26 protein-coding genes, 4 tRNA genes and 1 pseudogene are annotated in these 26,064 nt (G+C 64.8%); 15 read left to right on the top strand and 16 right to left on the bottom strand.

Going from position 1 to position 26,064, the window contains the following annotated elements; genetic code table 11:
• Positions 1 to 10 precede the first annotated feature (10 nt).
• On the bottom strand, positions 11 to 1,204 hold the full coding sequence (locus NP4_RS38080; protein WP_245998769.1) for a hypothetical protein: 1,194 nt from the start codon (positions 1,202 to 1,204) through the stop codon (positions 11 to 13).
• Positions 1,205 to 1,551: 347 nt separating this feature from the next.
• Entirely contained in the window at positions 1,552 to 2,928 is a 1,377-nt protein-coding gene (locus NP4_RS38075; protein WP_068009021.1) for an MFS transporter, read from the bottom strand.
• A gap of 107 nt (positions 2,929 to 3,035) precedes the next feature.
• Here NP4_RS38075 and NP4_RS38070 point away from each other — a divergent pair, with 107 nt between their 5' ends.
• Entirely contained in the window at positions 3,036 to 3,803 is a 768-nt protein-coding gene (locus NP4_RS38070) for an ArsR/SmtB family transcription factor (protein ID WP_114755952.1), read from the top strand.
• 58 nt (positions 3,804 to 3,861) lie between these two features.
• Here NP4_RS38070 and NP4_RS38065 read toward each other — a convergent pair whose 3' ends face one another.
• The 5 genes from NP4_RS38065 to NP4_RS38045 all read right to left on the bottom strand — a co-directional run bounded on the left by NP4_RS38065 (position 3,862) and on the right by NP4_RS38045 (position 6,888).
• Positions 3,862 to 4,521, bottom strand: a complete 660-nt coding sequence (locus tag NP4_RS38065; protein WP_114755953.1) for a DUF4360 domain-containing protein — start codon at positions 4,519 to 4,521, stop codon at positions 3,862 to 3,864.
• A gap of 185 nt (positions 4,522 to 4,706) precedes the next feature.
• A complete protein-coding gene (locus NP4_RS38060; protein WP_245998770.1) occupies positions 4,707 to 6,425 on the bottom strand; it encodes a hypothetical protein in 1,719 nt (572 codons plus the stop codon).
• Between the two features lie 205 nt (positions 6,426 to 6,630).
• Positions 6,631 to 6,705: transfer RNA gene (locus tag NP4_RS38055), tRNA-Val, on the bottom strand.
• 16 nt (positions 6,706 to 6,721) lie between these two features.
• A tRNA-Cys gene (locus NP4_RS38050) sits at positions 6,722 to 6,792 on the bottom strand.
• A gap of 23 nt (positions 6,793 to 6,815) precedes the next feature.
• A tRNA-Gly gene (locus NP4_RS38045) sits at positions 6,816 to 6,888 on the bottom strand.
• A 317-nt stretch (positions 6,889 to 7,205) separates the two neighbouring features.
• On the opposite strand from NP4_RS38045, the gene NP4_RS38040 reads away from it, so the two are divergent.
• Positions 7,206 to 7,277: transfer RNA gene (locus tag NP4_RS38040), tRNA-Val, on the top strand.
• A gap of 99 nt (positions 7,278 to 7,376) precedes the next feature.
• On the opposite strand, the gene NP4_RS41410 is transcribed toward NP4_RS38040, so the two are convergent.
• The gene (locus NP4_RS41410; protein ID WP_114755954.1) at positions 7,377 to 7,568 is read right to left on the bottom strand and encodes an excisionase family DNA-binding protein; all 192 of its coding nucleotides are present in this window, start codon (positions 7,566 to 7,568) and stop codon (positions 7,377 to 7,379) included.
• 355 nt (positions 7,569 to 7,923) lie between these two features.
• Between NP4_RS41410 and NP4_RS38035 the strand changes: the two genes are divergently transcribed.
• Positions 7,924 to 8,640: a cysteine hydrolase family protein gene (locus NP4_RS38035; RefSeq protein WP_068009017.1), complete on the top strand. Its 717-nt coding sequence runs from the start codon at positions 7,924 to 7,926 to the stop codon at positions 8,638 to 8,640.
• Positions 8,641 to 8,694: 54 nt separating this feature from the next.
• On the opposite strand, the gene NP4_RS38030 is transcribed toward NP4_RS38035, so the two are convergent.
• Positions 8,695 to 9,393 (bottom strand): HAD hydrolase-like protein, encoded by a 699-nt coding sequence (locus tag NP4_RS38030; protein WP_068009014.1) that lies wholly within the window; start codon positions 9,391 to 9,393, stop codon positions 8,695 to 8,697.
• A gap of 34 nt (positions 9,394 to 9,427) precedes the next feature.
• On the opposite strand from NP4_RS38030, the gene NP4_RS38025 reads away from it, so the two are divergent.
• From NP4_RS38025 to NP4_RS37990, 9 genes and pseudogenes are all read left to right on the top strand, one after another.
• The gene (locus NP4_RS38025; protein WP_068009061.1) at positions 9,428 to 10,621 is read left to right on the top strand and encodes a helix-turn-helix domain-containing protein; all 1,194 of its coding nucleotides are present in this window, start codon (positions 9,428 to 9,430) and stop codon (positions 10,619 to 10,621) included.
• Positions 10,622 to 10,720: 99 nt separating this feature from the next.
• On the top strand, positions 10,721 to 11,038 hold the full coding sequence (locus tag NP4_RS38020) for a hypothetical protein (protein WP_068009011.1): 318 nt from the start codon (positions 10,721 to 10,723) through the stop codon (positions 11,036 to 11,038).
• A gap of 55 nt (positions 11,039 to 11,093) precedes the next feature.
• Positions 11,094 to 11,570 carry a hypothetical protein gene (locus tag NP4_RS41405; protein ID WP_147288134.1) on the top strand — a complete coding sequence of 159 codons (477 nt, stop codon included), beginning with the start codon at positions 11,094 to 11,096 and terminating at the stop codon, positions 11,568 to 11,570.
• 84 nt (positions 11,571 to 11,654) lie between these two features.
• The gene (locus NP4_RS38010; protein WP_156524977.1) at positions 11,655 to 13,010 is read left to right on the top strand and encodes a Gfo/Idh/MocA family oxidoreductase; all 1,356 of its coding nucleotides are present in this window, start codon (positions 11,655 to 11,657) and stop codon (positions 13,008 to 13,010) included.
• A complete protein-coding gene (locus NP4_RS38005) occupies positions 13,010 to 13,735 on the top strand; it encodes a class I SAM-dependent methyltransferase (protein ID WP_082876593.1) in 726 nt (241 codons plus the stop codon). Before NP4_RS38010 ends, NP4_RS38005 begins: the two co-directional genes overlap by 1 nt.
• Positions 13,732 to 14,079: pseudogene (locus NP4_RS43510) on the top strand (glycosyltransferase family 2 protein); the annotation flags it as partial. The gene NP4_RS38005 and the pseudogene NP4_RS43510, both read left to right, overlap by 4 nt.
• A 57-nt stretch (positions 14,080 to 14,136) precedes the next feature.
• The gene (locus NP4_RS43035) at positions 14,137 to 14,658 is read left to right on the top strand and encodes a hypothetical protein (RefSeq protein WP_245998772.1); all 522 of its coding nucleotides are present in this window, start codon (positions 14,137 to 14,139) and stop codon (positions 14,656 to 14,658) included.
• A gap of 101 nt (positions 14,659 to 14,759) precedes the next feature.
• On the top strand, positions 14,760 to 17,354 hold the full coding sequence (locus tag NP4_RS37995) for a valine--tRNA ligase (protein WP_211336005.1): 2,595 nt from the start codon (positions 14,760 to 14,762) through the stop codon (positions 17,352 to 17,354).
• 79 nt (positions 17,355 to 17,433) lie between these two features.
• A complete protein-coding gene (locus tag NP4_RS37990; protein WP_068008991.1) occupies positions 17,434 to 17,901 on the top strand; it encodes an NUDIX hydrolase in 468 nt (155 codons plus the stop codon).
• 79 nt (positions 17,902 to 17,980) lie between these two features.
• On the opposite strand, the gene NP4_RS37985 is transcribed toward NP4_RS37990, so the two are convergent.
• The 7 genes from NP4_RS37985 to NP4_RS37955 all read right to left on the bottom strand — a co-directional run bounded on the left by NP4_RS37985 (position 17,981) and on the right by NP4_RS37955 (position 21,784).
• The gene (locus tag NP4_RS37985; protein WP_068008988.1) at positions 17,981 to 18,421 is read right to left on the bottom strand and encodes an NUDIX domain-containing protein; all 441 of its coding nucleotides are present in this window, start codon (positions 18,419 to 18,421) and stop codon (positions 17,981 to 17,983) included.
• A gap of 374 nt (positions 18,422 to 18,795) precedes the next feature.
• On the bottom strand, positions 18,796 to 19,068 hold the full coding sequence (locus NP4_RS37980) for a hypothetical protein (protein WP_068008984.1): 273 nt from the start codon (positions 19,066 to 19,068) through the stop codon (positions 18,796 to 18,798).
• Positions 19,069 to 19,079: 11 nt separating this feature from the next.
• The gene (locus tag NP4_RS37975; RefSeq protein ID WP_068008982.1) at positions 19,080 to 19,511 is read right to left on the bottom strand and encodes a YbaB/EbfC family nucleoid-associated protein; all 432 of its coding nucleotides are present in this window, start codon (positions 19,509 to 19,511) and stop codon (positions 19,080 to 19,082) included.
• 44 nt (positions 19,512 to 19,555) lie between these two features.
• Entirely contained in the window at positions 19,556 to 19,774 is a 219-nt protein-coding gene (locus NP4_RS37970) for a hypothetical protein (RefSeq protein ID WP_068008979.1), read from the bottom strand.
• A complete protein-coding gene (locus NP4_RS37965; RefSeq protein WP_174556221.1) occupies positions 19,771 to 21,174 on the bottom strand; it encodes a WXG100-like domain-containing protein in 1,404 nt (467 codons plus the stop codon). Before NP4_RS37965 ends, NP4_RS37970 begins: the two co-directional genes overlap by 4 nt.
• Positions 21,171 to 21,467 (bottom strand): WXG100 family type VII secretion target, encoded by a 297-nt coding sequence (locus NP4_RS37960; RefSeq protein WP_068008976.1) that lies wholly within the window; start codon positions 21,465 to 21,467, stop codon positions 21,171 to 21,173. Before NP4_RS37960 ends, NP4_RS37965 begins: the two co-directional genes overlap by 4 nt.
• A 2-nt stretch (positions 21,468 to 21,469) precedes the next feature.
• Positions 21,470 to 21,784 (bottom strand): WXG100 family type VII secretion target, encoded by a 315-nt coding sequence (locus NP4_RS37955; RefSeq protein ID WP_068008970.1) that lies wholly within the window; start codon positions 21,782 to 21,784, stop codon positions 21,470 to 21,472.
• 527 nt (positions 21,785 to 22,311) lie between these two features.
• On the opposite strand from NP4_RS37955, the gene NP4_RS37945 reads away from it, so the two are divergent.
• The 3 genes from NP4_RS37945 to cutA form a co-directional block, all read left to right on the top strand.
• A complete protein-coding gene (locus NP4_RS37945; RefSeq protein WP_169813861.1) occupies positions 22,312 to 24,666 on the top strand; it encodes an LGFP repeat-containing protein in 2,355 nt (784 codons plus the stop codon).
• 6 nt (positions 24,667 to 24,672) lie between these two features.
• The gene (locus tag NP4_RS37940) at positions 24,673 to 25,764 is read left to right on the top strand and encodes a hypothetical protein (protein ID WP_114755955.1); all 1,092 of its coding nucleotides are present in this window, start codon (positions 24,673 to 24,675) and stop codon (positions 25,762 to 25,764) included.
• A gap of 122 nt (positions 25,765 to 25,886) precedes the next feature.
• On the top strand, positions 25,887 to 26,064 hold a 178-nt coding region (gene cutA / locus NP4_RS43505), incomplete at its 3' end, for a divalent cation tolerance protein CutA (protein WP_156524976.1).

Raw genomic sequence — 26,064 nt, 5'->3', positions numbered from 1 at the left:
ATCGAACGGGTCAGGCGGTGAGATCGCGGGCGAGGCGGAACGGCCCGCGTTCCCAGCGCCAGTTGTACCGGAGCGTCATGGCCGCCAGATCCACCACGTCGATACCGGTTTCGTCGAGGTATGGCCGGAATTCGGACCAGTCGAGCGGTCCGGCGGCCAATCGGTTGCGCAGTAGATTCTCGTGCTGGGCGGCCACGGTGTATCGCGACAGATCGGGTTCGGTGAGTTTGCTGCCGGTGAAAACCAGCCAGCCCCAACCTCGTTCGTGTGCCCAGGCCCGCGCGGCGGCGAGTTTGACGCGATTGCCGTGTACGGCCAGTCGCCCCAGCGGCACCACATCGATCAGCAGCGCCCTGCCGTCGGCGAGGTGGGCGGCGACCGTCGGACAGTGGGTACGCCGCGCGCCGTCGAGTCGGTAGTCGATCGCGGCGGGCCGCTCGACGAACGCGTCGACCTGTTCGCTCTGATCGAGGACGCGCAGCAGCCGCGCCTCGAGCGCGGTCGCGAATCCGGCCTCCCGACCCAGCTTCTCGGTGAACATCGAACCCAGCGCGTCGTCATCGGCGTCGAGGGTGTCCACCGGCGCGCCGGGCAGTGCGGCGGGCGAACCCGAAGGCCAATCGACCCGGCGCAGCAGCGGAACCAGTTGTACGCCAACCGATTCCAATGCCCGAGGCTCGGCCGGATGCCAGCGCCCGCGCTGCTGCCAGCCCGCGATGCGCTGAAAGACGAATCCGGCGATCCGCTTGGCGTCCATCAGCGCATGCCCCGCCAGGCGCAGTTTCAGATAGGCCAGATCCTGCGCCGCGATATCGGCATCGGTGGCATAGGTCTCCGCGAGCAGCGTCCGCACCAGCCGTTCGTCCCCCCAGCCGACCGGATAGCGCTGCGCGAACACCGCGGTATCGGGCACCCCGGTGGCCTGCACGCGCCGAATCATCTGCCCGACCGCCCGGGTGTACACCTGACGCACCCGATCACGCGACAGTTCGTACCGCGCCCCCAACAGCGTCAACGTTTCCGGTCGCTCCCCGTCCAGCCCGAGCCGCAATGTGATCAGCTCACCGTCGCGCGGCCGCTCCTCCGCCTGCGCGGCGACCATCGCGGCCAGGGTCTCATCGATCTCCTCCAGCCCGAAGGACAGCCCATCCCGCAAATCCTCGAGCAGCCCCTCACCCGCCGCATCCATCCGGCTCGTCGTCACCGCGTCCCCTTACACTTCGCACGTCCATTCGAAAGCGTATGCGCTCGCCCCGCATCCGGCCGTGAACCGGCCGCGTGTCCGATTCCGGGGTGCTCGGTTCGGCTATTCGAGCCCGCGCGGATCGTGGAAGGTAAGTGATCCGGTCCCGGCGGGTCGGGGGCGGATCGATTCGAACTCGGCTGGTACGGGGGCGTGGGTGAGGTGGGCTCGCGCGTGGAGCGGGAGCATGGGTGATCTGGATCCGGCTGGATAAGTCGGCCCGAGTCATTCGATCTCGCTCGGAGCGCGGACCCGGATGCGACATCGGCCCTGACTGCTGTGGCGTCGATCAGGTGCCCGAGATGGCGCTATTCGGTGAGTACTCCGAAACGCGTGAGCGCCAATGCGGCACACCATGCGAGCGCTGCCGCCACAGCGAGGGCGTGCAGGGCCGGGACGAAATGCGGTTCCTGGGGTGAGCCCGCGATCGCGCCGAAGATCGCGACGCCGGTGGCGGTGCCGATCTGGCGGGCCGTATTGGAGACGCCCGTGGCCAGGCCCGAGCGATCCGGGGGAGTGGCGCGCACGACCGCCGCGACGACCGCGGTGGTCACCAGGCCCGCTCCGCAGCCGAGCAGCGTGAAACCACTCAGCAGCCAACCGGATCCGCCCGCGGCGCTGATCCCGATCAGCAGCAGCGAACCGGCGACGGCGAATACGCAGCCGATGCTTACGGCGGTGCGGGGGCCGCGGGCGGCGGTCAAACGTCCCGACACCGGTGCCAGGGCGACCAGCGGAATCGCCAACGGCAACACCATCGCCCCGGCCGTCAGCGGCGAGAAGCCCAGCACCTCCTGTAGATACAGCATGCCCACGAACAGCAGACCGTTGAAGACCAGATTCATGATCAGCGCCACCGCGTTCGGGCTCAGGAATTCCTTGCGGCGCAACAGATCCAGCGGCAGTATCGGATGCTCGCCGCGGCGCGCGGACCACAGCGCGGTCGACAACCCGAGCGCCGTGACCACCCCCGAGGCCACGACCACGGCGACCCCGGCCCGATGCCCGGCCTCGATCACCGTGAACACCAGCCCGCCCAGCCCCGCCACGAATCCGACCGATCCGAGCACATCCACCCACCGCCCGCGATCACCGTCGCGATTCGGCACCACCAGCAGGGCCGCACCGATGGCGAACACGGTGAGCGGCACATTGATCCAGAACACCGGCCGCCATCCGAGCCCATCGGTGAGCACACCACCCAGCAGCGGCCCGGCGGGCAGGGCCAGCGACGAGACCGCCGCCCACGCGCCCAGCGCCTTGGCCTGTTCCCCGCGCTCGGGATAGACGTCGACGATCACCGCCATCGTGCTGGGCAACAGCAGCGCCGCGCCCACACCCTGCGCCACCCGCGCGGCGATGAGCACCCCCACGTCCGGCGCGAGCGCGCACACCAGCGACGCGACCCCGAACACCGCGAAACCCGCGATCAGCACGCGCCGATGACCGACCCGATCACCGAGCGTCCCACCCGCCAGCAGCAGCCCCGCAATGGCCACGACATATCCGTCGACCACCCACTGCTGCATCGAAATCGGCGCGTGCAGCCCGCGCCCGATACTCGGTAGCGCGACATTCACGATGGTCACGTCCAGCAGCACGAGAAACATCCCGGCGCACAGCACGGCAAGCACGCGACCACGATTCGCGTCGAGCGATGTCTCGCGGAGCATCGAAGCAGTCATATCCGCAGTCTCGCCCGGAAACCCTTCGGCACGCGCCGAAGAATGGCCGCGCGGGATGCGCCCACGATTCGGTCGCCGCCGAAGTATGCGCGCGGCAGACTGGGTCCATGACCGACAATCGCCCCCTGCACGGATACGCCGACATCGCCGCGGTCGGCGCCCTGCTGGCCGATGCCACCCGGGCCCGGGTGCTGGCCGCGCTCGCGGACGGTCGCGCCTTGCCCGCCTCGATTCTGGCCGCCGAGGCCGGGGTGGCGGCCTCGACCGCCAGCGAACATCTGTCGAGGCTGGTGGACGGCGGACTACTGAGCGTGGAGCGGTCGGGTCGGCACCGCTACTACCGCCTGGCCAATCCACAGGTCGGCCTCGCGATCGAGGCGCTGGCCGTCCTCGCCCCCACCCGGCCGGTGCGGTCGCTGCGCGAATCCACCCGCGCCGCGGCCATGCGCCGCGCCCGCAGCTGCTACGACCATCTGGCCGGACAACTCGGCGTCGCGGTAACCGAGGCGCTGCTGGACCACGGTGCCCTCGTGCGTGTCGACGGCGTCGCCGGAACCGAACGCGCACAGGGGGATCGGCTGTCCGCGCCGGTGCGCGAACATCCCTACGAACTCGGCCCCGCCGCGGATCCGGTCTTCGCCGAACTCGGCGTGAATCTGGATTCGGTGCGCGATGCGCGCCGCCCGCTGCTGCGGTTCTGCGTGGACTGGAGCGAACAGCGTCACCACCTCAGCGGCGCGCTGGGCGCGGCCGTGCTGGCCAGGATGGAGTCCGCCGGCTGGGTGCGACGGCACGGCACGCGTCGCTCGCTGGAACTGACCGATCCGGGAGCGCGCGTACTGGCCCGCGTACTGGGCGTGGAACTGGCCGCATGAACTCGGCCCCGGCCGAAGCCGGGGCCGAACCAGGGCCTTCAATTGTATTCAGCGCGCGTCAGCACTTCTTCCACGCGAAGTGGTAGGTGGTGTTGATGGCGCCATCGGTGGAATCCATGGTGATGAAGCTGGTGGTCTTCTTCGGATCCGAAGTGCCCGCGTCCACCCGCAATTGGGTGTTGATATTGAAATTGCGGTTTTCGCCACAGGGCAGATACACGATCGATGCGACATCGGTCGAATCGGTGGCCTGCCAGTCGTCCTCGAAGGAACCCTTGAACGTGTGGTCGACGAAATCGGTCGGCGAATTGCCCTGGAAGTAGTAGCGTGCCCGCTCGAGCGCGGTCGCGCCCTTGGCCAGCGAGGCGAAGCCGCGGTAGTCGGCCGAGGCGATGCCGTAGGTGAAGCCGCCCGGGACATGGACCTTCAGGTTGAGCTGGCAGTTCTTGCGGAAGTCGGTGGGGGTCGAGCCCACCCCGACCTGCGCGGTGTACTGGCTGTAGGTCACCGTGAAGGCCGTGTTGTCGGGTGAGACCGCCACGGCCGCCGTGCCCTGCGGGCACCCCGAACCATTGACTGTCACGACATCGATCACGATCTTGTCGGGCGGCGGGGGAGTGGGCCAGCCGGGCGACGGGTCCCCGAGGGCTTGCGCCCCCGACATGGGAACGGCGAACGCGAACATGGCAGCGCCGATGGCGGCGAACTTCTTGTACATGGGATTCCTCGCAAATGCTCCGGTTGATTCTCCGGTCGCAGACCTCCTAACTGTAAGCTCGGCAGAGAACGCATGAAACCCCTAGTGGGAGAGGGGGTTTCGCGAAAATGAGCAGATGATGGTATGTGTCACAACATTTTACGGCCACGACATCGCTGATGATATTGAAGTAAAAGGTAATTGAATTATTCAGCGAGTCGCTGGCCCGGCTTCAATACCGCTCCGCAACTGCCGGTCGGCCGGTATCCGGGCAGCAGGCCCGGCAGCACCCGGCCGGCGTACTGGCGCAGCTGCTGGAGCTGGCCGTCCTCGCGCACAACGTCTTTGCGCACCCATTCCTCGTCCGGCCGGTTCGGGTCCTGGGACTGGTGGATCCGGTAGTAGTCGCGTTCCATCCGCGGGTCGAGGGTGACCTCGTTGTACATCCAAGCGCCGTGGGTATGCACGAAGGTGGGTTTCACCTGTTCGAACACGTAGTCCTCGAGGCTGGTGTGGCTGGTGCCCGCATAGATGTCCGCGATATGCGATTCGGTGAGTCCGGCCATATCGATCAGCCGCAGCCGCGACGTCAGCGAGCTGCCGCCCATATCCGGCGCGAGCAGGCTGCCCTGCTGAAGCTCGAGAATATCGGCGTAGCCGTTGAATACGCGCCCGAACCGCTGCGCGATCCAGCACAGGGGCACATCCGGATCGGTCCGGAAGGTGTCGGTCTCCGCGGCGAACGCGCTGCCGGAAGGGATCAGGGCCCCGATCAGGACCAGCACCACCAGAATTCGGCGGTGCGTGCGCAGGCGCGCCAGCAGCTCACCCGCCGAGATCACGGCGACGATCGCGCCCAGCGCCCATACCGGGGTGGCGAAGCGGAACTGCGCCATCCAATCCGGCTGCAGGACACAGTAGGCGACCATCGCCAGCGCCAGCGGCGCCAGGAACGCGATCACTCCGTCACGCCATCTACTCGGCGCGGACAGGGCGAGTCCGACGATGCCGACGGCCGCGATGACCGCCGGTGCGCCCGCGTACTGCACCAGCTCCCCGGCCCTGGTCAGATCGTGCACGGTCGGCATCGCCTGATGTTTGGCCACAGCGGTATTCGCGACCAGTCGCCCGAATTCGCTGATCCGCCAAAAAAGATAGGCCCCGAACGGAACCGTGAACGCGATCGCTGAATACAACACTCCCCGCAGGGCGGGCCACCAGGTCGCCCGCCGAACCAGAATCACCGAAACCGCGGGATACGCGGCCAGATAGATCAGTCCGTCGGGACGGGTCAACGCCGCGAACGCCGCGATCACACCGGCGGTCACCGCCACCGACGGCGTCCACAGCCGATCATCGAGCACCGCCCGAAACAGATGAACGGCCAGCGCGCACGCCGCCAGCGCGAACAGTGAGTTCTCCAGGCCGGAGAAACACCAGATCACGAACGACGGAATCGCCGCCAGCACAGCGCCTGTCACGAAGGTCACCAGCGCGGGCCACCGCGACACCCGACGCGCGGCGAGATAGCACGCGATCAGGATCCCCGCGCAGCACAGCAGCGCGATCGCCTTCGGATACAGCACATAGTCGGGAACGCCGAAAATCGCTCCCCGATCGAACAGTCCACACCATTTGCCCACCACCAGCACCAAAAGCCAAGTGGGGTCGGAGAATCCCTCCACCGGCTCCGCACCGACCTGCAATACCGGCCCCGCACCCTCGGCGACGCTGCGCGCGTACGCGAACGTGATGCCCGCGTCGTCGACCATCCAACTGCCGTATGTGCTTGCCCGCCAGCCGAGTAACACCACCCCGCCCAGCACTGCCGCCAAGGCCGTCCACCAGGGCCGACCCAGACGTAGCCGCAACTCCTCCAACTGCTCGGCCGAAGTGCGCGACCGAGCCGTCAATACCTCAACCATTCACCAGATCCCGCGTTCGAACGACATTGCCAGGGGCAGTACAGCCTTCGAGCCCTCGCAAATTCTGCCATTGGGACATAGGGGACCCCAGAAGTGAGGGCATGCGGCGAAGACGTTGACACGCAAGCGCAGTCACGATCAGCCGCGAAAACCGTCCTCAGGACACAAGAAAGCCCCGGCGGGAACCGGGGCTTTCTCATCTAGCTGGTGCGCGATACTGGGATTGAACCAGTGACCTCTTCCGTGTCAGGGAAGCGCTCTCCCGCTGAGCTAATCGCGCGTGGGTTGCCTCTAAGAGGCGGCGACGGGAATCGAACCCGTGTGCACGGCTTTGCAGGCCGTTGCCTCACCACTCGGCCACACCGCCAACCAAGGCCGGGTTGGCCTTCGAGCGGATGACGGGATTCGAACCCGCGACCCTCACCTTGGCAAGGTGATGCGCTACCAACTGCGCTACATCCGCATTTCCGCTTCCCGGCGGCTCTTTCCTGCCATCCGGTGGCGAGAGAGAACATTAGCCCACGATCCACACCACCAACAAATCGCCTGGTAGATAGGGGTAAATATGAATAACACCCCGGTAGTTTCCCCGCTGAGCCCCTGCTCACCCCTCGCACATATATACCGATCGGTCGCTTCAAGGCCTCCCCCCAACCCGCCGCGCCACCCAACCCGACAAACACACAGCTAGATCCCCGATTTGGTGTCACGCCGGTACCCCGTGTTAAGGTTCCATCTCGTTCGGAACGGCACGCAAAGCCCACCTGAACCCCACATTACGGTCCCATAGCTCAGTGGGAGAGCGCTCGCCTCACACGCGAGAGGTCGCTGGTTCGAAACCAGCTGGGACCACAGAAAAACGGCTGGTCATCGCGGTTTTCGCGATAGCCAGCCGTTTTCGTGCAATATACGTGCAATATCTATGCGGTCAGCGACCGTGGTCGCTGCCGGTTATCGCACTCGGCGCATGGCCTTGTCTATGTCTTCGAGTGCGATGCGGATCTGGCCGCGGAATCTGTAGGCGGGGAGGCTTCCGTCGCCGATCATGCGCCGGATGGTGTCCGTGCTGACGCCTGCGCGTGCCGCGGCCTGTTTGATCGACACGTAGCGGCTTGGTGTCGGAGTCGGTTCAGGCTTGGGCATCAGGACACCTCGGCCTGGGATCGGCAACGCTGGAGAATCCGCCGCGCGCGCCGCGAGCGGCGCTGGCATCCGTGGTGCTTCGGCGTTGCTGGTGTGGATCGGCATCCACTAGGTGCCGGGGTTTCTCCGGGTAGATGATCGGCGGGAGACCCGCCTTGATGGGCAATCAAATCGACACACATCCTTCGTTCGGCGCGGATTGTGTGTCCCTCGCATATTCCATAGGAGCGGCGAACAGGCGTTGTGTCAAGGCAATCGGGAGTTTTGGTGCACGTAGGGCCGCACGAATCCCCGCGGTGACGTCCGGCGGCAGCGATCATGGGGGAGACGGAGTTGGTGTGGCAGGAGGCGGACGGTGAGCGACCTTGCAGTGCTGATGATCGACATGCAGAACGGCTACATCGCCGAGGATGGGCTTCGCGATGCTCTGGGGTGGCCGCCGATCTGGCGACTGGACGAAGTCGTCGCCGAATGTCGGCAGCTGCTGGACGCGGCGCGCGCCCGCAATGTCGCGGTGGTGCATTCCCGGCAGGTGAGCAGCCCGGCCGGGCAGCTGGCGGCCAATCCGCGCGCCGCCCGGCACTTGCGATCCCGGCGACCTCGCCTGCCCGTGCTCACGCCGGAGGAGCGGCAGTGGCGTTATGAACTGATGGAAGCGGTCGCCCCGCAGCGTGGTGAGCTCGTGCTGGAGAAGACGCGCCACTCCTTTTTCGCCTACACCGAACTCGATCCGATCTTGAGAAGCATGGGCGTGCAACGGCTTCTGGTCGCCGGTCTGCAAACCAACGTGTGTGTCGAAGCCACCGTGCGTGCGGGGCTCGAACGCAACTACGAGGTCGCGGTCGCCGAGGATGCCACCTCGACCGACGGCCCTGATCTGCATCACGGTGCGCTCAATTCGATGCGTGTGCTCTACGTCGAGGTCGCCCCCTGGCGTGAACTGCTCGCAGAGGATGCCGCGTGGGACCGCGCCTACACCACCCCCAACTACGGCAGGAACACGGACTATTGGAAGGAACCTGCCGAAATCATCACCACACCAACCGAACCAGTGCGGGCTCCAGGGAGATGACAAGCCGCAGCATGAGCATGGTGGAGGCGGTCGCTGGTCACGAAGGTCCGTTACTCATTGCGCTCGAATGGCTTTCGTGAGGGCGTCGGTGTCGGTCAGATCATCGAGGACGACGTCAGCGTCGGCCAGTGCCGATGCTGGTGTGCCGCCAGCTGCTACGGCTATGACCCTGGCGCCGCCTTTGCGAGCGGTTTCGACGTCCGCGGGGCTGTCCCCGATGAGAACGGTGTTGTGGTGGTCGAACGCGGCCCCGTAGCTCTTGGTGGCCCGGGACTGAGCAATGGGAACCAATGCTGGTCTGTTCCCGTCATCATCGCCGTACGCTCCGACTTCCAGATCGAGGTATGCATCGAGCCCGAAGACTTCGAGCTTCGTCCGTGCCACTGCCCGCGTATTGCCGGTGAGAACCGATTGGCGAATGGTTGGTGTGCCCGCGATCAGCGACAGCGCTTCCTCTGCGCCCGGCAGCGTACGGCCGCGGTGGAAAAGCTCGTCTTGCCGCGCGAGGTAGGCAGCAGAGAGTGCTTCGGCAAATATCGAGAACGACGGCGGGTCGATGTTGTGCAGCTTCGCGGTGGCCGCGTAGATGTCGGGTTCGGTGCGGCCGGTGATGTGCGGCATCTGCTCCAGCCGATGGCCTGTGACCTGTTCGAACGCTGCCGCGTACGCGGCACGGCCGACACCGCGCGTCTCGATAAGGGTGTGGTCGATATCCCAGAGCACTAGAACGGCGTCACTCTGCTCGAACGGCATGCGTCCCTGCACCTCCGGTCATAGTGTGACGAACATGGCCACATCGTCACGACCCAATGACGATATCGGTGCTCGGATTCGCCTGCACCGCGAACAACGCCGACGCACGCAGGCGGTTATCGCTGGCTTGGCAGGTATAACCACTGACTATCTCGGCCAAATCGAGCGCGGCCGGAAGACGCCCAGCGCCGGCGTATTGCGAGATCTCGCGACGGCGCTCGGCGTGCCGGTGGGTGCACTACTCGGCGATGTCAGGGCCGTAGTGACTCCGTCAGGTACGCCAGGCGAAGGGCTGGCACTCGCGCTCATGTCGACCGGTAAGGACCCCGTCGACATCGATAAACTGGCCAGCCGTGTCGAGCGGGCGTGGGGCATCTGGCAGTCCAGCAGTCACCGCTACAGCGAGCTTTTGCCAGGGCTGCCCGCACTGATTCGCGACACCGAGGCAACTTCCCGCGCGTTGCGACGTGCTCCTGAGCATCGGCGGCTCGCGGCCATAGCCAGCGATTTGTACGGTCTCCTCCGTACCGTGACCCGACGAATCGGCCGAACAGACCTGTCATTCGTAGTCGCCGACCGTGGACTACGGGCTGCTGAAGATGCCGACGATCCTGTCCGATTGGCGGTCGCGCGCTGGAATCTTGGCCACACGCTGCTGATATCGAATGAATACGGCGCAGCCGTGGAGCTCGCGCTATCCGCCGCCGAGGCGATAGCGTCGGACCTCGGTGCAACTGGTTCGGCACTCGCCATGGGAGGAGCGCTCAATCTCGTTGCCGCCGTGGCGGAGTCTCGCTCGGGGAACAGCTGGGGAGCGCGGAACCGATTGAACGATGTCGCCTCGGTTGCTGGCGACGCCAAGGTCGCCATGAATATCGGGCACACGATGTTCAGCCCCTTCAACGTTGGGCTGCACGCAGTTTCGATCGAGCTGGAAGCAGGGGATGCCAGCGAGGCGCTCCGGATCGCCGACCAGCTCGACGCGTGCGAATGTCCCTCTGTAGAACGGCACTACACCTTCGCGCTCCACCTGGCTCGGGCGTACGAGCTGCGCCGCGAGGACACTGGCACGCTCCTGCACCTGCTGAATGCCGAACGTGTGGCTCCGGAGGATTTCAGCCACGACACGAATGCCCGTGAGATGGTGGGGCGGCTGCTCCAAAGTTCGCGGTCGGCAAACCGAGGTCAAGCCGCGATGCTCGCGGAGCGTCTTCACCTGGACGTGTAGGTCGCCGAGACAAGCCGGTCTCTGAGACCGGGTTATCGCTGTCGCGGGACTCTAACGTCATGTGCTCAACCATTCCTCGGATACGGAATAAGAGGGCATATGAGGGCGAAAGCTATTGGCTTCCTGGACAAGGACATCTCCGGCGTTCAGCAGCCAATCTTCGAAAAGAAAATTCGCGACACCGCGAAATGCAGACATCTCGACTTGGCCCGGACGCTCGCACCCGGCCCTGAGGTGGACAACCCGATTCAGCGGTTGCTCAACGCTATACGCCGCCTTGACGCCGCAGCGGTGATCACGCCTCGACTCGCCCACCTCGGGGGCTGCGAAAACGTCGTCATTGCCCAGTACGAGGTCATCGAGTCGGAGACCGGCACGGTATGGCGGCGCGGTCAATTCACTACTGGCACACCGTGAGGGTCGCAATCTGCCTTCTGTCATGGCGAAAGACGCGCGCCGGGGTGATCGGGCGGTGAGCGACGACCGTTTCCAACTTGTCTCCGAACAGGCCGCCCGTACGCAATGCAATATCTACCTGCAGAGTCTGCGGATCCCAATAGAAGTGTACGTAGACGAGTTTCGGACACCTTGGGTCCGCATGACTGCAACTGAAGACTTCGGCGGACTTTCAATGCCAGCGCGGCTTGCGTACCGCGTGCTCGATAAGACTCCGTCCGCGCTGGCGGTCGAATACACGCTGACCCAGCGGGTTACGCTGCTGGTCTACTTCGATCGGCGGGCTGACGAGTACATTCGGACCGCCTTCGATCGACTCGGAGTTGGTATCGCGGGTTTGGGTACGCACGTCATGCTGCCGGTCGAGCCCGGCAACTATCCGTTCCGGTGGGCGCGGAATCGGCACCCGGAAGCCAGCGCTCGGCTGCCATATCTCAGTGAAGTTGAAGGCACTTTGCGCAGTATCGGCGCGATTCGGCGGCGATCGGCGTGAGGGGCCAGGGTGGAATTCGCGTCAATTTCTTTCCGGAGGTCCTGTGCCGCCGGTATCTAATGCATCGATCGAGGGGAGCGGATCATGACAACACATCAGTTGGTGGTGGTCGGGTTCGACGAGATTGTGGCGAACAAGTACATGCCTTGTATTGCCCAGGCGCTGAAAGACGGTTTCCTGCAGTCATATTCGATAGTCGACCTTGAATCCGAACGGCACGCGGTGGAGGAGCGTCTCGCCGGTGTGGATCCGCAGCCGCGTAAGTGCGTGTTCCTGCCGTCCGGGCGTCGAGGGGTAGCCGGTGGGGGCGACGCTGTACGGGCGGCGTTGGCGGGCGCGAAGGTTCGAGGCCTACCGACAATGGCGTATATCGCGACAGAGGTGGGTGCGCATGAGAGGTATCTGCGGTGCTGTGTCGAGGAGGGGACAGCATCGCTGGTGGAGAAGCCGGTGCTGGCACCAATGGTTGCGGGGCAGTTCGAACCGGCGCGGATTTCGCAGACGATGGCGGAGTTGATTGCGGCCGCGCAGCAGCGGTCGGTTCGGCATTCGGTGATGACATTGAGCCGCTATCACAGGATCTACAACGGCAAGGTGATCGCGCCACTGCGGGAACGACTGCTGGAATGGCAGGCGCCGGTGACATCGTTCCATCTGCGCGCTGCGGGCGGGGTGTGGAATCTCGAGCACGAGTACGTCACCCGCGACGACCACCCGTATCGATACGGGTACGGGATGCTCATGCACGGCGCCTACCACTACATCGACCTCGCGGTGCAGATCTTGGCGTTGAACAAGCTGGTGATGCCCGACCGGCCGCTGCGACTCCAGCTGTGCTCGTTCGGCGCCTATCCGGCCGACCAGGAGCGCCGAGTGCCGGGCGCGGCCACGGCCCGCCTTGGTGGTCACTCACCATGTGCCGCGTTCGCGCGCGAGCCCGGCCGGTACGGCGAAACTGACATCACCTCCACGTTCCGGCTCGTCGACGCCGACACCGGGGCGACGATCACGGTGGGGACGTTGGCGTTCGAGCAGACCACGCCGTCGATCCGCAACTGGTCGACGTTCCCGGCCGGTGTCTACAACAAGAACGGCCGCACCTCCAGCGTCGATCTGGAAGCCCAGCTCTCGACGCTGTATTCGGTGCACGTGCACTGCTACGACGTCCCCAGCGGGTCCGACGCCGACCGGATCGGCGCGGTTGCCGACGTCCTCACGCGAGCCAACGCGGCGTTGATGCCGGGTGAGGAGTTCGTCGCGCAGGAAACCTTCGACGGGCTGTTCCATAGCGACAGCAATCGTGAATTGATGGAGAACTGGTTGCGCGGCACCGAAACCCGCAGTCAGCTCGCCGATCATTACCTGCCGATGCGGGTGGTGGAAGCACTGGCCCTGTCGCTGCGCATTCCGGGCCAGACCGTGGAAATCGACGAATTCTGATGGAAGGGACGACGATGTCCGTGATCCGCTCGCAACGCTCCGTACGCGAGTTCTACCGGAAAGCCCTCACTGACGGCGCCGATACCGCCGAACGGCTCGACGCGCCGGTCTGCGACCGGTTCGCGGCATTCGTCAATGCACTCGATCCCAGAGCTCCGCAAACCGCGCTAGAACTCGGATACGGGCGGGGAACCTACGCCATCGCCCTGGCCTGCTTGGGATTTCACACAGTCGCTGTCGATCAGATCCCGGCCGAGATCCTGCGAACCCGAATTGCCGACCAGCCGGAACTGGCCCAGCGACTCGACATCGTCGAACAGCGCATCGAAAACTATGACGTGCGTACACAATTCGGCATCGTCGTCGCCCGCAATGTCCTGCACTACCTCGGGCGGCGCCACGTGCGAGAACTGCTGACCCGCTGTATCCAGAGCGCACCAGCCGGTGCAGGCCACTACTTGGAAGTATTCACGGATATCGAACGTACCGACCGGACCGGCCGCCGCGTGGTCATCGAAGGCGAAGCCGCCTACACCGCCGCCGAATTCCGCTCACTCATCGACCGCCTCTACCACCACTGGGAAGGCCACCTGACCGTGACCACGTATTCCGAGAACAACTCGAGCGATACCGGCAACGCTGCTGACAAACGAAAGTACTTCCGTGCCAACAGGATCATTGTCACAGCGAGGCATACCGCTCCGATTGCGAGAGGGGTGGCATGAGTATGGGAGGCATCCGGGGGATCAGTGTTGTCGTGCCGTGTCACAACTGTGGCGTCTTCCTTGTCGAGGCCATCGAATCCCTAGCGGCGCAACCTCTCACCCTTCCGCAAGAGATCGTCGTTGTCGACGATGCCTCCGACGACGCGGCCACACTCCGCGCGATCGAAGGGTGCCGAGGTCACAAGGGTGTGCGTGTTATTCGCCTGCCCGAACACGGCGGTGTGCAACTGGCTCGCACCGCGGGTCTGCGGGCCGCACGCTGCGACTTCGTTCTCCCACTGGATTGTGATGATCGTCTGGCCACCGATCCCGCGCTGCTCGCCGACGGGGGTTACCTTGAGCGTGCGGTGCAGATCCTGGTCGAGGATCCGGATGTCGCCTTCGTGCATACCTTTTCGCGAATGGTCGGCGACTTCGACGGCCTCACCATTTCCGCCTATCCCGCCGACGAGCAGCTGATCGCGCGCAAACACCACGCGCCATTGCCGATCGTCTACCGGCGCCGCGATGGACTTGCCGCCGGAGGTTACGATCCCGCGATACGGAAATGGCAGGACTGGGCCTTCGCGATCGACCTGCTCGCCACCCGCTACCGCCGCTGCGCTGCCAACCGTATCCACTGTCTTCCCGGTCCCTTCCACGAGTATCGGATCCACCAAAGGTGGCAGCGGCTCTCGGCGGGCGAGGTCAGCGAGCTGGAAACCACTTTGCTGGTGGTCGAGCGCAACCTCGACTACTTCCAAGCCGTTCTGGACGATCCGCGCCCGGCCCGCAAGATCGCCGAGCTGGTCTGCGCGGCCAAACCGAATCGGCTCACCGACCTGCTGCACATGGCCGCCTACGACCTCGATCAAGCGCTGACCGTCGCCCGCGGCCGTCAGTTCACCCTCGCCAGCCCTTACGAACCGTTGGGGATCCCATGAGCAATCAACCGGCGCCGGGCCTATCACCCACTAGCCGCAACCCTGCTGGTGGGCAGCCCATATGCTGGTCTGCTGTGACCGAATCCAACCCCCGTACAGAGATGGCCCCTTCGACGCTGCCGACGACGTTCGTACCGGCGGTACTCGAAAGCGAGCTGTACGTACGGTGGGTAGACGCCGGTTACTTCCACGCCGACCCCGCCAGCGACAAGCCCCCGTACTCGATCGTCATCCCGCCCCCGAACGTCACCGGTCGGCTGCACATGGGCCACGCCTTCGAACACACCCAGATCGACGCCCTCACCCGCCGCAAGCGCATGCAGGGCTACGAAGTGCTGTGGCAGCCTGGCATGGACCACGCCGGCATCGCCACCCAGAACGTCGTCGAACGCGAACTCGCCAAAGAGAGCCTGTCACGCCATGATCTCGGCCGCGACGCGTTCGTGGAGCGGGTGTGGGCGTGGAAGAACTCCTCGGGCGGGCAGATCTCCGATCAGATGCGGCGCCTCGGCGACGGCGTGGACTGGGACCGCGAACGCTTCACGATGGACGAGGGTTTGTCGCGGGCGGTGCAGACGATCTTCAAACGCCTCTACGACGACGGCCTGATCTACCGTGCCGAACGCATTATCAACTGGTGCCCTCGGTGTTTGACCGCGTTGTCGGACATCGAGGTCGAATATCAGGACGACGAGGGCGAGCTGGTGTCGATCCGCTACGGCGATGACACCACCGCCATCGTGGTGGCGACCACTCGCGCGGAGACCATGCTCGGTGACACCGCGGTCGCGGTGCATCCGGACGATGAGCGGTACCGGCATCTGGTCGGTACCGAGATCGAGTTGCCACTGACTGGCCGCCGGATTCCAATCGTCGCCGACGAGCACGTCGATCCCGAATTCGGTACCGGCGCAGTCAAAGTCACTCCCGCCCATGACCCGAACGACTTCGAGATCGGCCAGCGGCATAGCCTGCCGTCGCTGACGGTGCTCGATGAGCGCGGCGTCATCACCGCGCACGGACCGTTCCAAGGACTGGATCGGTTCGAAGCGCGGGCCGCGATCGTGGCGGCGCTGCGGGCCGAGGGACGGATCGTGACGGAGAAGCGGCCGTATGTGCATGCGGTCGGGCATTGCTCGCGGTGCGGGACCACGATCGAGCCGCGGCAGTCGTTGCAGTGGTGGGTGAAGGTCGCGCCCTTGGCGAAGATGGCCGGCGACGCGGTGCGTGACGGGCGAGTGCAGATCCATCCGGCGAGCCTGGAGTCGCGGTATTTCGCGTGGGTGGACAACCTGCGGGACTGGTGCATCTCCCGGCAGCTGTGGTGGGGCCACCGCATCCCCGTCTGGTACGGGCCCAACGGCGAAGCCGTCTGCCTCGGCCCCGACGACGCTGCGCCGACCGAGCCGGGTTGGACCCAGGACCCGGATGTGCTCGATACCTGGTTCTCCTCCGGGCTGTGGCCGTTCTCCTCCCTGGGCTGGCCGGACAAGACCGATGCGCTGGTGAAGTTCTACCCGAACAGCGTCTTGTTCACCGGCTACGATCTGCTGTTTTTCTGGATCGCCCGGATGATGATGTTCGGGCTCTACCTCAGCGACGGCCAGACCGCCCCGTTCCCGGTGATCGCCCTGCACGGGATGGTCCGTGACAAGCACGGCAAGAAGATGAGCAAGTCGTTCGGCAATGTCGTCGACCCCATCGACTGGATGGACGCTTACGGTACCGACGCCCTGCGCTTCGCCCTGGCCCGTGCGGCCAATCCGGGCGCGGACGCCCCGGTCGGTGAGGAATCGGTCGAAGGTGCCCGTAACTTCACCACCAAGATCTGGAACGCCACCCGCTTCGCTCTCCTCAACGGTGCCACCACCACCGGCGAACTGCCGGACCCGCAGGCCCTGCCCGCGGTCGACAGGTGGATCCTGTCCCGGCTCAATACCGTTGTCGCCGAGGCGGATGCCCTGTTCGACGATTACCAGTTCGCGAAGCTGACCGATCTGCTGTATCACTTCGCGTGGGACGAGGTCTTCGACTGGTACCTCGAACTTACCAAGACCGCGTTCGCCCAAGGTGGTTCGGCCGCTGACAATTCTCGCCGGATACTCGGGCACGTCCTGGATACGGTGTTGCGCCTGCTGCATCCGATCGTTCCGTTCGTGACCGAACAGTTGTGGACGACCCTCACCGGCGGCGAATCGGTCGTAGTCGCCACCTGGCCGACCGACACCGGCTATCGCGACCCGGCCGCCGAAGCCGAGATTGCCGAACTGCAGGAGTTCGTGACCGAGGTTCGCCGATTCCGCTCCGACCAAGGCGTCCGCAATACCCAGCCCATCCCCGCCCAGCTGGAGCTCACTGCGGTACTTGGCCCTCACGAGGCGGCGATCCGGCAGCTGCTGCGACTCGACGTGGCAGGCGAGGGCTTCCAGGTTACGGCGACGCTGCCGATCGGTGAGGCTCGGATCAGTGTGGACCTGTCCCAGGCGATCGACGTGGACGCCGAACGTCGCCGCCTCGAAAAGGACCTTGCCGCAGCGCAAAAGGATCTCACATCCACCAGCGCCAAGCTCGGCAACGATGGCTTCCTGGCCAAGGCGCCAGCGTCCGTCGTCGACGGGATACGGGATCGGAAAGCTAAGGCGGAGAGGGATATCGAGCGCATCGAAAGTCAGCTCACCGTGCTGCCTGTGAAGTAGCGCGCGACGGTGTGCCGTCGGCCGTTGCTCGTCGACGGCACACCTAGAGCGGGCCGACTCGAAGGGAAAGACTGTACGCATGGGCAGGATCGAGTACTTCTACGACCCGCAGGCGCCGAAGCCGAATTCCCTTGTGGTGGCGTGCAACCTGCTCGTCACCGACGATTCCGGAGCGATCCTGCTGCAGCGCCGCCGCGACACCGGCCAATGGGCGCTGCCCGGCGGAGCCATGGAGTTCGGTGAGACCGCCGCCCAATGTGCTGTGCGTGAGTGCAACGAGGAGACCGGCATCACCGCGGAGATTACGGGTTTCCTTGGCGTGTACAGCAACCCGAACCATATCGTCGCCTACACCGACGGTGAGATACGCCAGCAATACGAGAACACCTACATCGGCCTCCCGGTTACCGGGGAGCCAACGATTAACGACGAGGCCGACGGCGTGGCCTTCGTCAACCCAGAAGAACTGGACCACTACGACATCCACCCGAGCATGCGACAGCAGATCGGCGATTACCTGTCCGGCAACTACCCATACCTCGGCTGAGTGGGACCGCCTCTCGGGGCGTAGGAGGACACCGCAGAATGGAAGTTCCACACCGGAGTGAGGTGGGGACGGTCAGCGTTCAGGCTTGCTGGTAGCGCAGCAGTATCTTCTTCACCGCGTCTGTCACAGGTGGTTCCTCGGTGAGTTCGGTCCAGGCGTAGAGGTCGTGTTCCTGCAGCATGACCGGTGTTGCCGAGGCGATCTCGACGACGAAGTTGAACTGACGGCTGTTCTTCCCGCTGCCGGATCGATAGTCGAAATCGCCCAGAAAGCGCCCGATGCCGACGACATCCAGGCCGGTTTCCTCCTTGACCTCGCGTGTCAGCGCCTGGTCGAGGGTTTCTCCCGGCTCTACTTTGCCGCTGGGCAATTCCCAGATGCCGCCCATGAAGTCATCACTCGGTCGTTGCAGCAGCAAAACCCTGCCCTCGTGCTGGACGATGGCACCGACCACGAGCTGCTGCACACCGTCGCGGCCAGCGTCGGTGACCAGCTCGTCCAGAAGCGAGGAATTCTGCACGGAGATTTGACCTTTCGCGCGAAAGCGACGCGTTCAACCGGGTTGCCACAGTCGGCGCTGTAACTCTAGCCCAGGACCGGGGTGGAGGTCGTAAACTGCAGTGCCAGAGCGATCAGACACTGATTGGCCGGTACGTCCAGAACAGGTGATACCTCCAGAAACGGACGGGAAGCACATTATGGGTAAGCGGGGCAACAGAAAGGTCGGCGAACCGCGCGACCATCACATCATCGTCGAGAGCGAACAACGAGACCCACCGGATCTCCGCAGCCTGAGCCGGGCCATCCTCGCGCTAGCCAAGCAAGCCCAAGAACCTCACAAGGATTCGTGACAGCTGGCGCACATCCCGGCGCGGATACGAAGGGCCTGGCCGGCTATTGGGACGTGGTGTTCCGAAGGGCTTTGTCGTTGACAAGCCGTTGGCCGACACGGACAGCGGCGACGTCGGCGCGGTCGATGACGAGGGTGCACTCCGGCGGTCGTAGCGAGGCGTGGATGTCGATGCCGATCACCCTGACCCGGGCGCCGGTCTTCGAATCGACCAGCACGTCACCGGGATTGATCTCGCCTGTGGTGAGCTGGCCGGTGATGTGGAACTTGCTGGTGAGGTCCCACAGGTGGGTGACGGTGAAATCGACGTCGGTCATAGTTGCCGTTCTTATCGGTCGGTTCGCCAGCCGCGGTTCATGCGTTCGAAGTAGGCGTCGTCGGCGGCCTGGATTTCTTCTTCGGTCCGAGGCCGTGTCTTGTGTTCGGGACCGGCGGATGTGTCGCGGGCCTGGAGGATGTGATCGCGGATGCGCGGGTCCGTAGTGCGGAGGAGCCGTTCGGTTTCGGCTTTGACCTCGGCTCGTGCCTGCCGATGGCATTCGACGATGGCCTGGCTGAGTTGGCTGCTGGACCAGCGCATCGCTGCGGGCGCGATCTGCAAGTCGGTGATGTCACCGCTGGCATTGATTTCGACCGCGACGCCGCGGGTCTCGCCCCGGCCTCGTATGCTGGCCGCCGCTTTCGTGAGTTGCTGGCTGATTCGGCGGATCTCGTCGAGGTCGTGCTGGAGCTGCAGCTCCCACTCGTGAATATCTGTCATGGCGATCGGCCCTATGCAAGGAGAGTCGAGCGGGGCGGTGAGTGTCAGTTGCTGTTCCTGCCGGGCGCGCGGGTGGTTCGCAGGAAGTTCTCGGCTCCGCAGGTAGGGCAGCGGAGTCGATACTCGCCGGTGTCGCCGGGGCCGGGGATCCAGGTCACTTCCAGGAAGTCGTCCCCGTTCTCGGGGCAGCGGATCCCTTCGAGTTCTCCGTTGCCGACGCGTTTGGCCGCGTCGATCCACCGCCGGGTGCTGGTGGTGCTCATGATCCTCCCATCACGAATTTCCATGTCGTTTCGGCGAAGTTGAAGGCCGCATCGGTCTCGTTCGTGGCGAGCTCACCGCTCACTCCGCTGGCTGAACTGCTCGTTGCGAGCCTATGGGATTCGTGGGCGACGGTTTTCGCCAGCTCAGCCTCGGAGGTGAATGCTTCGCGGCCGATGACGAATCCGTGCTCACCGAACAGGGTGAACCCGCTGGCCGGTAGATCGGGCTCGTAGAGCACCTTGGTGCCGTTGATGGTGACCTCGGCGGCCTTGCCCTCGGCCTGAGCTGCACGGATCGCCTCGAATTCCGGGGAAGTGAAGATATCGCGAGCCGACAGCGCGACCGCACGTTCGGCCTCGGGGAGCGCGGCGACTGCGGGATCGGTGATGGCGGCTGTACTGCCGGGGCGGGCGATCGGGTTCAGCTTGGTGCGGGCGGCCTCGACCCACGTGCGGACGCGTTCGAGGAGGGGTTTGAGTCGTTCGACCATTGGTTTGATGGCGTCGGTGACGATTTTCGTTGCCTTGGTGGCGAGTTCGGTGATGATGGTCGCGATTCGGCGGGCTTTGGTCGCGATGCGGGCGGCCAGGGCGCTGTTGCCGATCCATTCCGATAGCGAGCCGGTGAACGGGATCAGCAATGCGAATGCGGCTTCACCGGCGGCGGCTTCGAGGGTGAGTTCGCGGAGTTCGTGGAGGATCTGGCTGTGTGCTTCGTCGAGGTGGTGGGCGTAGTTGCCGCATGCGTCGCCGAGGGTTTGGCAGGCGTCGGCGAGTGCGGTGAGGTCGGTTTGCCGGTCGGTGCAGGTCTGTGCGGCGATGTCGATCTCGGGTGACTGCTGGTTTCGGAGGAGATCGACTGCTTGTGGGGTTTGTGCGGCTACGGTGCGGTAGTCCGAGGCGGCGGTATGCCATGCTGCCGCGGCGGTGTTCAGTTGGTCCTGATGTCCGTCTGGCCAGGCCATTCCGACTGCGTCTTTGATGATCGACCACCCGAATGGTTCGGGAATCCCGCTTCCCGCCGCTGATGGCGTGGTCTCGGGCGGGCAGGGATCGGGGGAGAGCTGGGGTGCTGGAGGTGGTGGTGTGTTCTTCAGGTTCGCGGTTGTTTCGGCGACTTGGTGGTTGTAGGCGCTGAGGACGATGAGATCGCGGACCTGCCCGCAGGATGTGGTGAGTTTCGACGAGGTGGAGATCGCCAGTTGGGCGGCTTCGTCGTACGAGTTCGCCCACTGCTGGCCGACGCTGTCGTCACCGGCCATGCCCGCGTGGTTGGTCAGCACCGTTACTAAGGCGGAGTGCGTGGTCAGTGTATCGGTGGCCATCTGGCCGAAAACCTCGCCCGCGGAATGGTATTCGTCGCCGCGGCAGACGATCAGCGGCACCGTCGGCGCGGTCATTGCGGCCACATGTCGTAGTTCGTGGGCCCGACGGCGTGATACGCGGACCGGGCGTGCGCGAGCGCCTTGCGGAGGTCGCCGAGTGCGGCATTCATCTCCGCGGCACCGGCAGCCCATTCCGCGGCGGCGGTCGTGTGTGCTTGGCCGGCGTCACCGGCCCAGGTGATGTGCAGTTCGGCGATCCGTTTCTGGATCTCGGTCAGCCGGTCCTCGATCCGTTTCTCGAGACCGGCGGCCTTGTCGATGAGATCTTGCATCCCGTCCAGGTCGACGCGATAGTCGGTGGCAGGCATCTCTAATCTGCCCCGGTGCCGGTGGTGCTGATCCCGTTCGCATTACCGCGATCGGTCCTGACAACCACGTCCGCGGCTCGGTGCAGGGCGGCGGCGTCGTGTTCGAGTCCGGTGATGACCTGGCGGGCGCCCTGCTCCCATTCTGTCCACGCGGCGTGGTGAGATCCGGCGGCTCTGCCCTGCCAGTCACCGCCGATGAACGTATGAACCTCGCGCATCAGCTTGTCCACTTCGTCGGTGAACTCTCGCGCCGACGATTCCAGCCACCCAGCCGTGGCGTGTACCTCGGCGGGGTTCATTTCCACCCGATCCGCCATCTCGCCTCCCCTTGCTACGGCGTGCACGCTGACTACGAACTATAGGACCCGAGCTGCCCGCTGATCCCGAACAGAAGTAAATATCCAGGATATGGCCACGGGCGTCACAAGGGCTTCAGGGCGTGTTTCCGCAGCATATCGTCTGTGACTGGATCCACAGGGCGACCTAAATCTGCACTTTGATCTGTCCGGTGATCGACCTGACAAGCGGCCGACCGGGACGAGCGAGGTGAGTCGAGCCGATGTGGCCGTGCCGAGAGCGAGTGTTCGACCGCGGTTCGAGGGGTACGAGAAGCCTCTGAAAACTTCGTGGCCCTGCCGCCGTCGGGTGGGTTGTCCGCTAGGGGTGTCGGTTCAGTACGGGAGCAACTGCGCGCAGCCCGCCGCTGGACCGCCTAGGGTGATCGCTGTCACGGGATCTGTTGCGCCAGAGTTTGTTTCAGAGATCTCGTGACGTTTCTTGTTGGGGTGGACAGGAGGGGATCATGACATCTGACCGGCACTATTCACCGCGTAGACGGCGGTGGTTGATTCGTGCGGCGCAGGCGGCCGGCACGGTCGCGGCGATCGCGGTGCTGACTGCTGGCGGTGTCGTCGCCAGTGCGCAGCCAAGCCCGACATCGTCGAGTACACCGACGACTTCACCCGTTCCTGCACCTTCCTCGACCCCTTCACGGCCAGCGCCGCAGACTGTGACCCCGTCGCCATCCTCGCCGACGCAGGGTTCATCGACGCCACCGTCGGCGTCGACGAGACCGTCGCCCTCACCGAGTACGCCTGTGCGGCCGAAACCGACTGCCGGGCAATGGAAACCGACGGATCATCCGAACGCGACCGTCGTCTCGGGGAAGATGCGGTCGGATCGTGAGAAAGTCCCCGGTGGGTTCACCAAGGGGCAGGCCGACAAGGCCGAGACCATGGAGGCGGCCATGATCGCGCGCAATGCGCAGCGTCGCGTCACCGATGGCTGCCAGGTGTATTGGCCCGCGCCGTACGAGGTGTGTGGCGCAATCCGCGACAAGTACAACGAACTGGGCGGCCCGAACAGCTTTCTGTTGCTTCCGACGAGCAACGAGCTGAGCAATCCCGACGGGTTCGGCAAACGCTCGACGTTCCAGAACGGCCCGATCTACTGGTCATCCGACAGCGGCGCGCATCCGGTCGTGAATCATTTCTTCGCGGCCTGGCAGCGCAACGGTTGGGAGGCAGGCGTTCTCAAGTACCCGACCTCGGACGAGTTCGTCAATCCCGACGGTATCGGCCGCCGCCAGTACTTCCAGGGTGGCACGATCTATTGGAAGCTCAACGAGGCCTACTACGTCGCGGGTGCGATCCGCGACAAGTGGGGCGAGACCGGTTGGGAGGGAGGCTTTCTCGGATATCCGATCAGTGACGAGCTCGGAACCTCCGGCGGGATGGGACGATTCAATCGGTTCGAGCACGGTGTCATCTACTGGTCGGGGCCGAGCGGGGCGCACCCGGTCTCGGGTGGCATTCTCGACAAGTGGGCGGCCACCAACTACGAGAACGGGCCTTACGGGTTCCCGGTATCGGATCAACGCCCGCGAGGAAAGGCAGTTGATCAGGACTTCCAGGGCGGCACGATCGGCTGGCCCACGACCGCGGTCGGCAACGACGACACCGACTGGCAGGAGGACTACATCGACGACGCCAACTGTCCTGGGTGCGGGGACGACGATCGTGTCCGGGTGAACGGTCCGGGCTATTCCGATGTGCCGCAACCCAAATTGGCGCCCGAACAGGCCCCGCAGCGGAGTCAGGGTGCGGTGCTCCTGGATGATCTGCCGTCGTGTGGTCAGCCGTCTCACGCCGGTGGTGGTGCGCCGTACATGTGGTGCCGCCCCGATGACAGTGCTCGCCCGCGAGCGCTTCCGGCGTGGACTAGCAATCTGGACAAGGATTACTGCAAGAACCTGCCGAGCCGCCAGTGGGCGGGAGACCGCTCGTATCAATGCATGTGGCGTGACGGGGTGATCGGCATTGCCGAGCGGGAGCATCCGGAGAGGTTGCTCGGTACGCTGTCGGTCGTGCAGGAGAACCAGCTGCAGACTGCGTGGAATTCCACGGGCTGGAAGGCGCGCACCGTTCTGCACGTCACCGAGGTCACTGGCGAGGCCACCGCGGCGAAGTATGCGATGTCGGTGTGGTGCAGTTCGGATACCTCGTGCAAGCACGATTTCAACAATTCCGAGGACCCTCGGTCGGTGTCCGAGCGAACCTACATACGCGATTACACGATCAATGCGACTGTCGCCGCAGGCGCGATTTCTCGCACGACCGGGTTCGCCGAGTTCACGTTCACTCATCCGAAGGCGACGCCGGTGACAACGAAAACTGCTGTCGCGCCGACGGTTCGGTGCGATGCGATCGGAGCTCGTGCCAGCGGCTGCGCTGTACCGAAGGCGGAGCCGATTCTCGACATGACGACCCGCAATGTTCCGGAGTTGGCCAAGCACATCGGTTACGGCCAGGCCAGTGGTCTACCGGGCAGCCCGAAGGGCACCAGTCCGTTGACCCGGACCACCAATCCCGCGACGGCTCAGAACAATCGCAACATCTCCTGTAACCGCGTTCCCCGGCCTCGCCCGGCGGGAATGCAGTGCGACGAATACCCTTTCGCTACCACGGCGCAAGGAGGTGGTGCGGGTGGACCGGCCCGTACCTACAACGACAGCTGCGACGTCAAACAGGAGTGGGTGCAGGTTCTGGACTACCGCAATATCCCAACATTGGCGTCGAACGGAATCAGCATGTGCCTGATCAACGCAAGCCAGAACATGCGCGGTGGCGGGATCACCACCTGGTGGTTCACCAAGAACCGTGTTCTCGACGGTGACACGTTTTATGTGAAGGGAGCCTGAAACCCGATGCCCAGTACCACTGTCACCGTGCAGGTGGACCACCATCAGTTCACCCTCGGTGCGGTCGACGCCGATACCCTCGACACTCGCTCCGAAGGGACAGTGGTCTGGGCAGGGCCAGGGTTCGTCACCGTGCTCACCGGTATCGCTCACGGACCGGTCACCGTCACAGCCGAAGAAGCCGATGTGGCACCCGGCACGGACGGGATCGAGGCGTGGGAGGCCGTCGAGGAGACAATCCTCGAATCCGAGGAGTTGTTGCAGTTGATGCGGCTGGACGGCGAGCCCGTAGCAGGGTTCGCGCCGATCCTGCCGGGACGCTACCGGCTGCGGGTGCACGCCCGCGGCCGGGACCTCGATTTCGACGGCACGGCAACCGAATCCAGCGAACAGTACTGGCTGCGGTGGTGGCCCACCGACGACACAGACACCGGCATCCGTGCACTCCGCAAAACCGACGCGGCCTATTCGCCTTCGACGAAGAAGATCCCCGAACCCGACCAGGATCACGTGTATGTGTTCGGGCCCGACGGCATGCCGGTCACAGTGGCGCCGGACCATCCGGACGCCGAGGCTGCCCGGGATCTGTGCCGCCGCTGGGGTGGGCGGCCTGCCAGCGCAGCCCTCGCGGCGGACCTCGGCACCTACATCTCCGCTTACTACCTGTCGGGGCTGGATCGAGATCTGGTCGATGGCATCGAGGCGCTACCACCGCAGCGGCAGCGCGACCTCGCTCGTTTCAGCGCACACGCGGCGTTCGAGCAGGCGGGGCTGACCGATGTCCCCGACTTCGCCGATGCCTTGACCGCGATGGATGAAAATAGATCCGCACCACCGGATTTCGCCAATTCGTCGCTGGCCCGGCATCGTCTCGACACCGACGCCGACATTCCGTTGACGTTGGTTTCGGGCTTGCCGGGCTCCAGCGAACAGGTGCAGCAATATCCGGCGATGATGACCTACTTCGTCGCGGTCGACATCGGCGACTCGATGCAGGCGGCGTTCGATGCGGTGCGATATGCCGCCACGGCCTTTGGCATGGACTATCCGCAGCTGTTCGCTCGGATACGGCAGGAGTTCTTCGCTGGCACGGAATAGGCGCATCGCGGTCTGAGCGAGCCGGTCCACGGGGATCGGCCGCGTGCGTGACCGGAGAGGTTCTGTGGCAAGCCATCCCGTGTAGGGATGGCGCGGCAGCGTTCGTGTTTAGGGTGTCGGTCATGGATACGGCGAGGGTGTGGACGGTTACCTCGACCACTCCGACGATCGAGGACGCGCAAACTATTGCCCGGACTGTGGTCGGCGAATGCCTTGCGGCCGGTGCGGAGATCACCGGGCCTGCGGTGTCTGTGTTCTGGCACCAGGGGGAGTTGAGTGAGGGCACCGAGTGGCGGGTCA

It is taken from the genome of Nocardia pseudobrasiliensis NBRC 108224 (assembly GCF_001613105.1).
Lineage (GTDB): Bacteria > Actinomycetota > Actinomycetes > Mycobacteriales > Mycobacteriaceae > Nocardia > Nocardia pseudobrasiliensis.
This window is presented reverse-complemented; position numbering and strand designations above follow the sequence as displayed.

What these genes read in the sequence shown, in the direction of transcription:
- NP4_RS37940 (WP_114755955.1), top strand. Translation starts at nt 24,673, where the DNA reads ATGCCCAGTACCACTGTCACCGTGCAGGTGGACCACCATCAGTTCACC.
- NP4_RS37980 (WP_068008984.1), bottom strand. Translation starts at nt 19,068, where the DNA reads ATGACCGACGTCGATTTCACCGTCACCCACCTGTGGGACCTCACCAGC.
- NP4_RS37990 (WP_068008991.1), top strand. Translation starts at nt 17,434, where the DNA reads ATGGGCAGGATCGAGTACTTCTACGACCCGCAGGCGCCGAAGCCGAAT.
- NP4_RS43035 (WP_245998772.1), top strand. Translation starts at nt 14,137, where the DNA reads ATGGTCGGCGACTTCGACGGCCTCACCATTTCCGCCTATCCCGCCGAC.
- NP4_RS38025 (WP_068009061.1), top strand. Translation starts at nt 9,428, where the DNA reads ATGGCCACATCGTCACGACCCAATGACGATATCGGTGCTCGGATTCGC.
- NP4_RS38030 (WP_068009014.1), bottom strand. Translation starts at nt 9,393, where the DNA reads ATGCCGTTCGAGCAGAGTGACGCCGTTCTAGTGCTCTGGGATATCGAC.
- NP4_RS37995 (WP_211336005.1), top strand. Translation starts at nt 14,760, where the DNA reads ATGGCCCCTTCGACGCTGCCGACGACGTTCGTACCGGCGGTACTCGAA.
- NP4_RS38065 (WP_114755953.1), bottom strand. Translation starts at nt 4,521, where the DNA reads ATGTACAAGAAGTTCGCCGCCATCGGCGCTGCCATGTTCGCGTTCGCC.
- NP4_RS38060 (WP_245998770.1), bottom strand. Translation starts at nt 6,425, where the DNA reads ATGGTTGAGGTATTGACGGCTCGGTCGCGCACTTCGGCCGAGCAGTTG.
- NP4_RS38010 (WP_156524977.1), top strand. Translation starts at nt 11,655, where the DNA reads ATGACAACACATCAGTTGGTGGTGGTCGGGTTCGACGAGATTGTGGCG.
- NP4_RS38020 (WP_068009011.1), top strand. Translation starts at nt 10,721, where the DNA reads ATGAGGGCGAAAGCTATTGGCTTCCTGGACAAGGACATCTCCGGCGTT.
- NP4_RS37965 (WP_174556221.1), bottom strand. Translation starts at nt 21,174, where the DNA reads ATGACCGCGCCGACGGTGCCGCTGATCGTCTGCCGCGGCGACGAATAC.
- NP4_RS41410 (WP_114755954.1), bottom strand. Translation starts at nt 7,568, where the DNA reads ATGCCCAAGCCTGAACCGACTCCGACACCAAGCCGCTACGTGTCGATC.
- NP4_RS38005 (WP_082876593.1), top strand. Translation starts at nt 13,010, where the DNA reads ATGGAAGGGACGACGATGTCCGTGATCCGCTCGCAACGCTCCGTACGC.
- NP4_RS38070 (WP_114755952.1), top strand. Translation starts at nt 3,036, where the DNA reads ATGACCGACAATCGCCCCCTGCACGGATACGCCGACATCGCCGCGGTC.
- NP4_RS38075 (WP_068009021.1), bottom strand. Translation starts at nt 2,928, where the DNA reads ATGACTGCTTCGATGCTCCGCGAGACATCGCTCGACGCGAATCGTGGT.
- NP4_RS37970 (WP_068008979.1), bottom strand. Translation starts at nt 19,774, where the DNA reads ATGAGCACCACCAGCACCCGGCGGTGGATCGACGCGGCCAAACGCGTC.
- NP4_RS37975 (WP_068008982.1), bottom strand. Translation starts at nt 19,511, where the DNA reads ATGACAGATATTCACGAGTGGGAGCTGCAGCTCCAGCACGACCTCGAC.
- NP4_RS37960 (WP_068008976.1), bottom strand. Translation starts at nt 21,467, where the DNA reads ATGCCTGCCACCGACTATCGCGTCGACCTGGACGGGATGCAAGATCTC.
- NP4_RS37955 (WP_068008970.1), bottom strand. Translation starts at nt 21,784, where the DNA reads ATGGCGGATCGGGTGGAAATGAACCCCGCCGAGGTACACGCCACGGCT.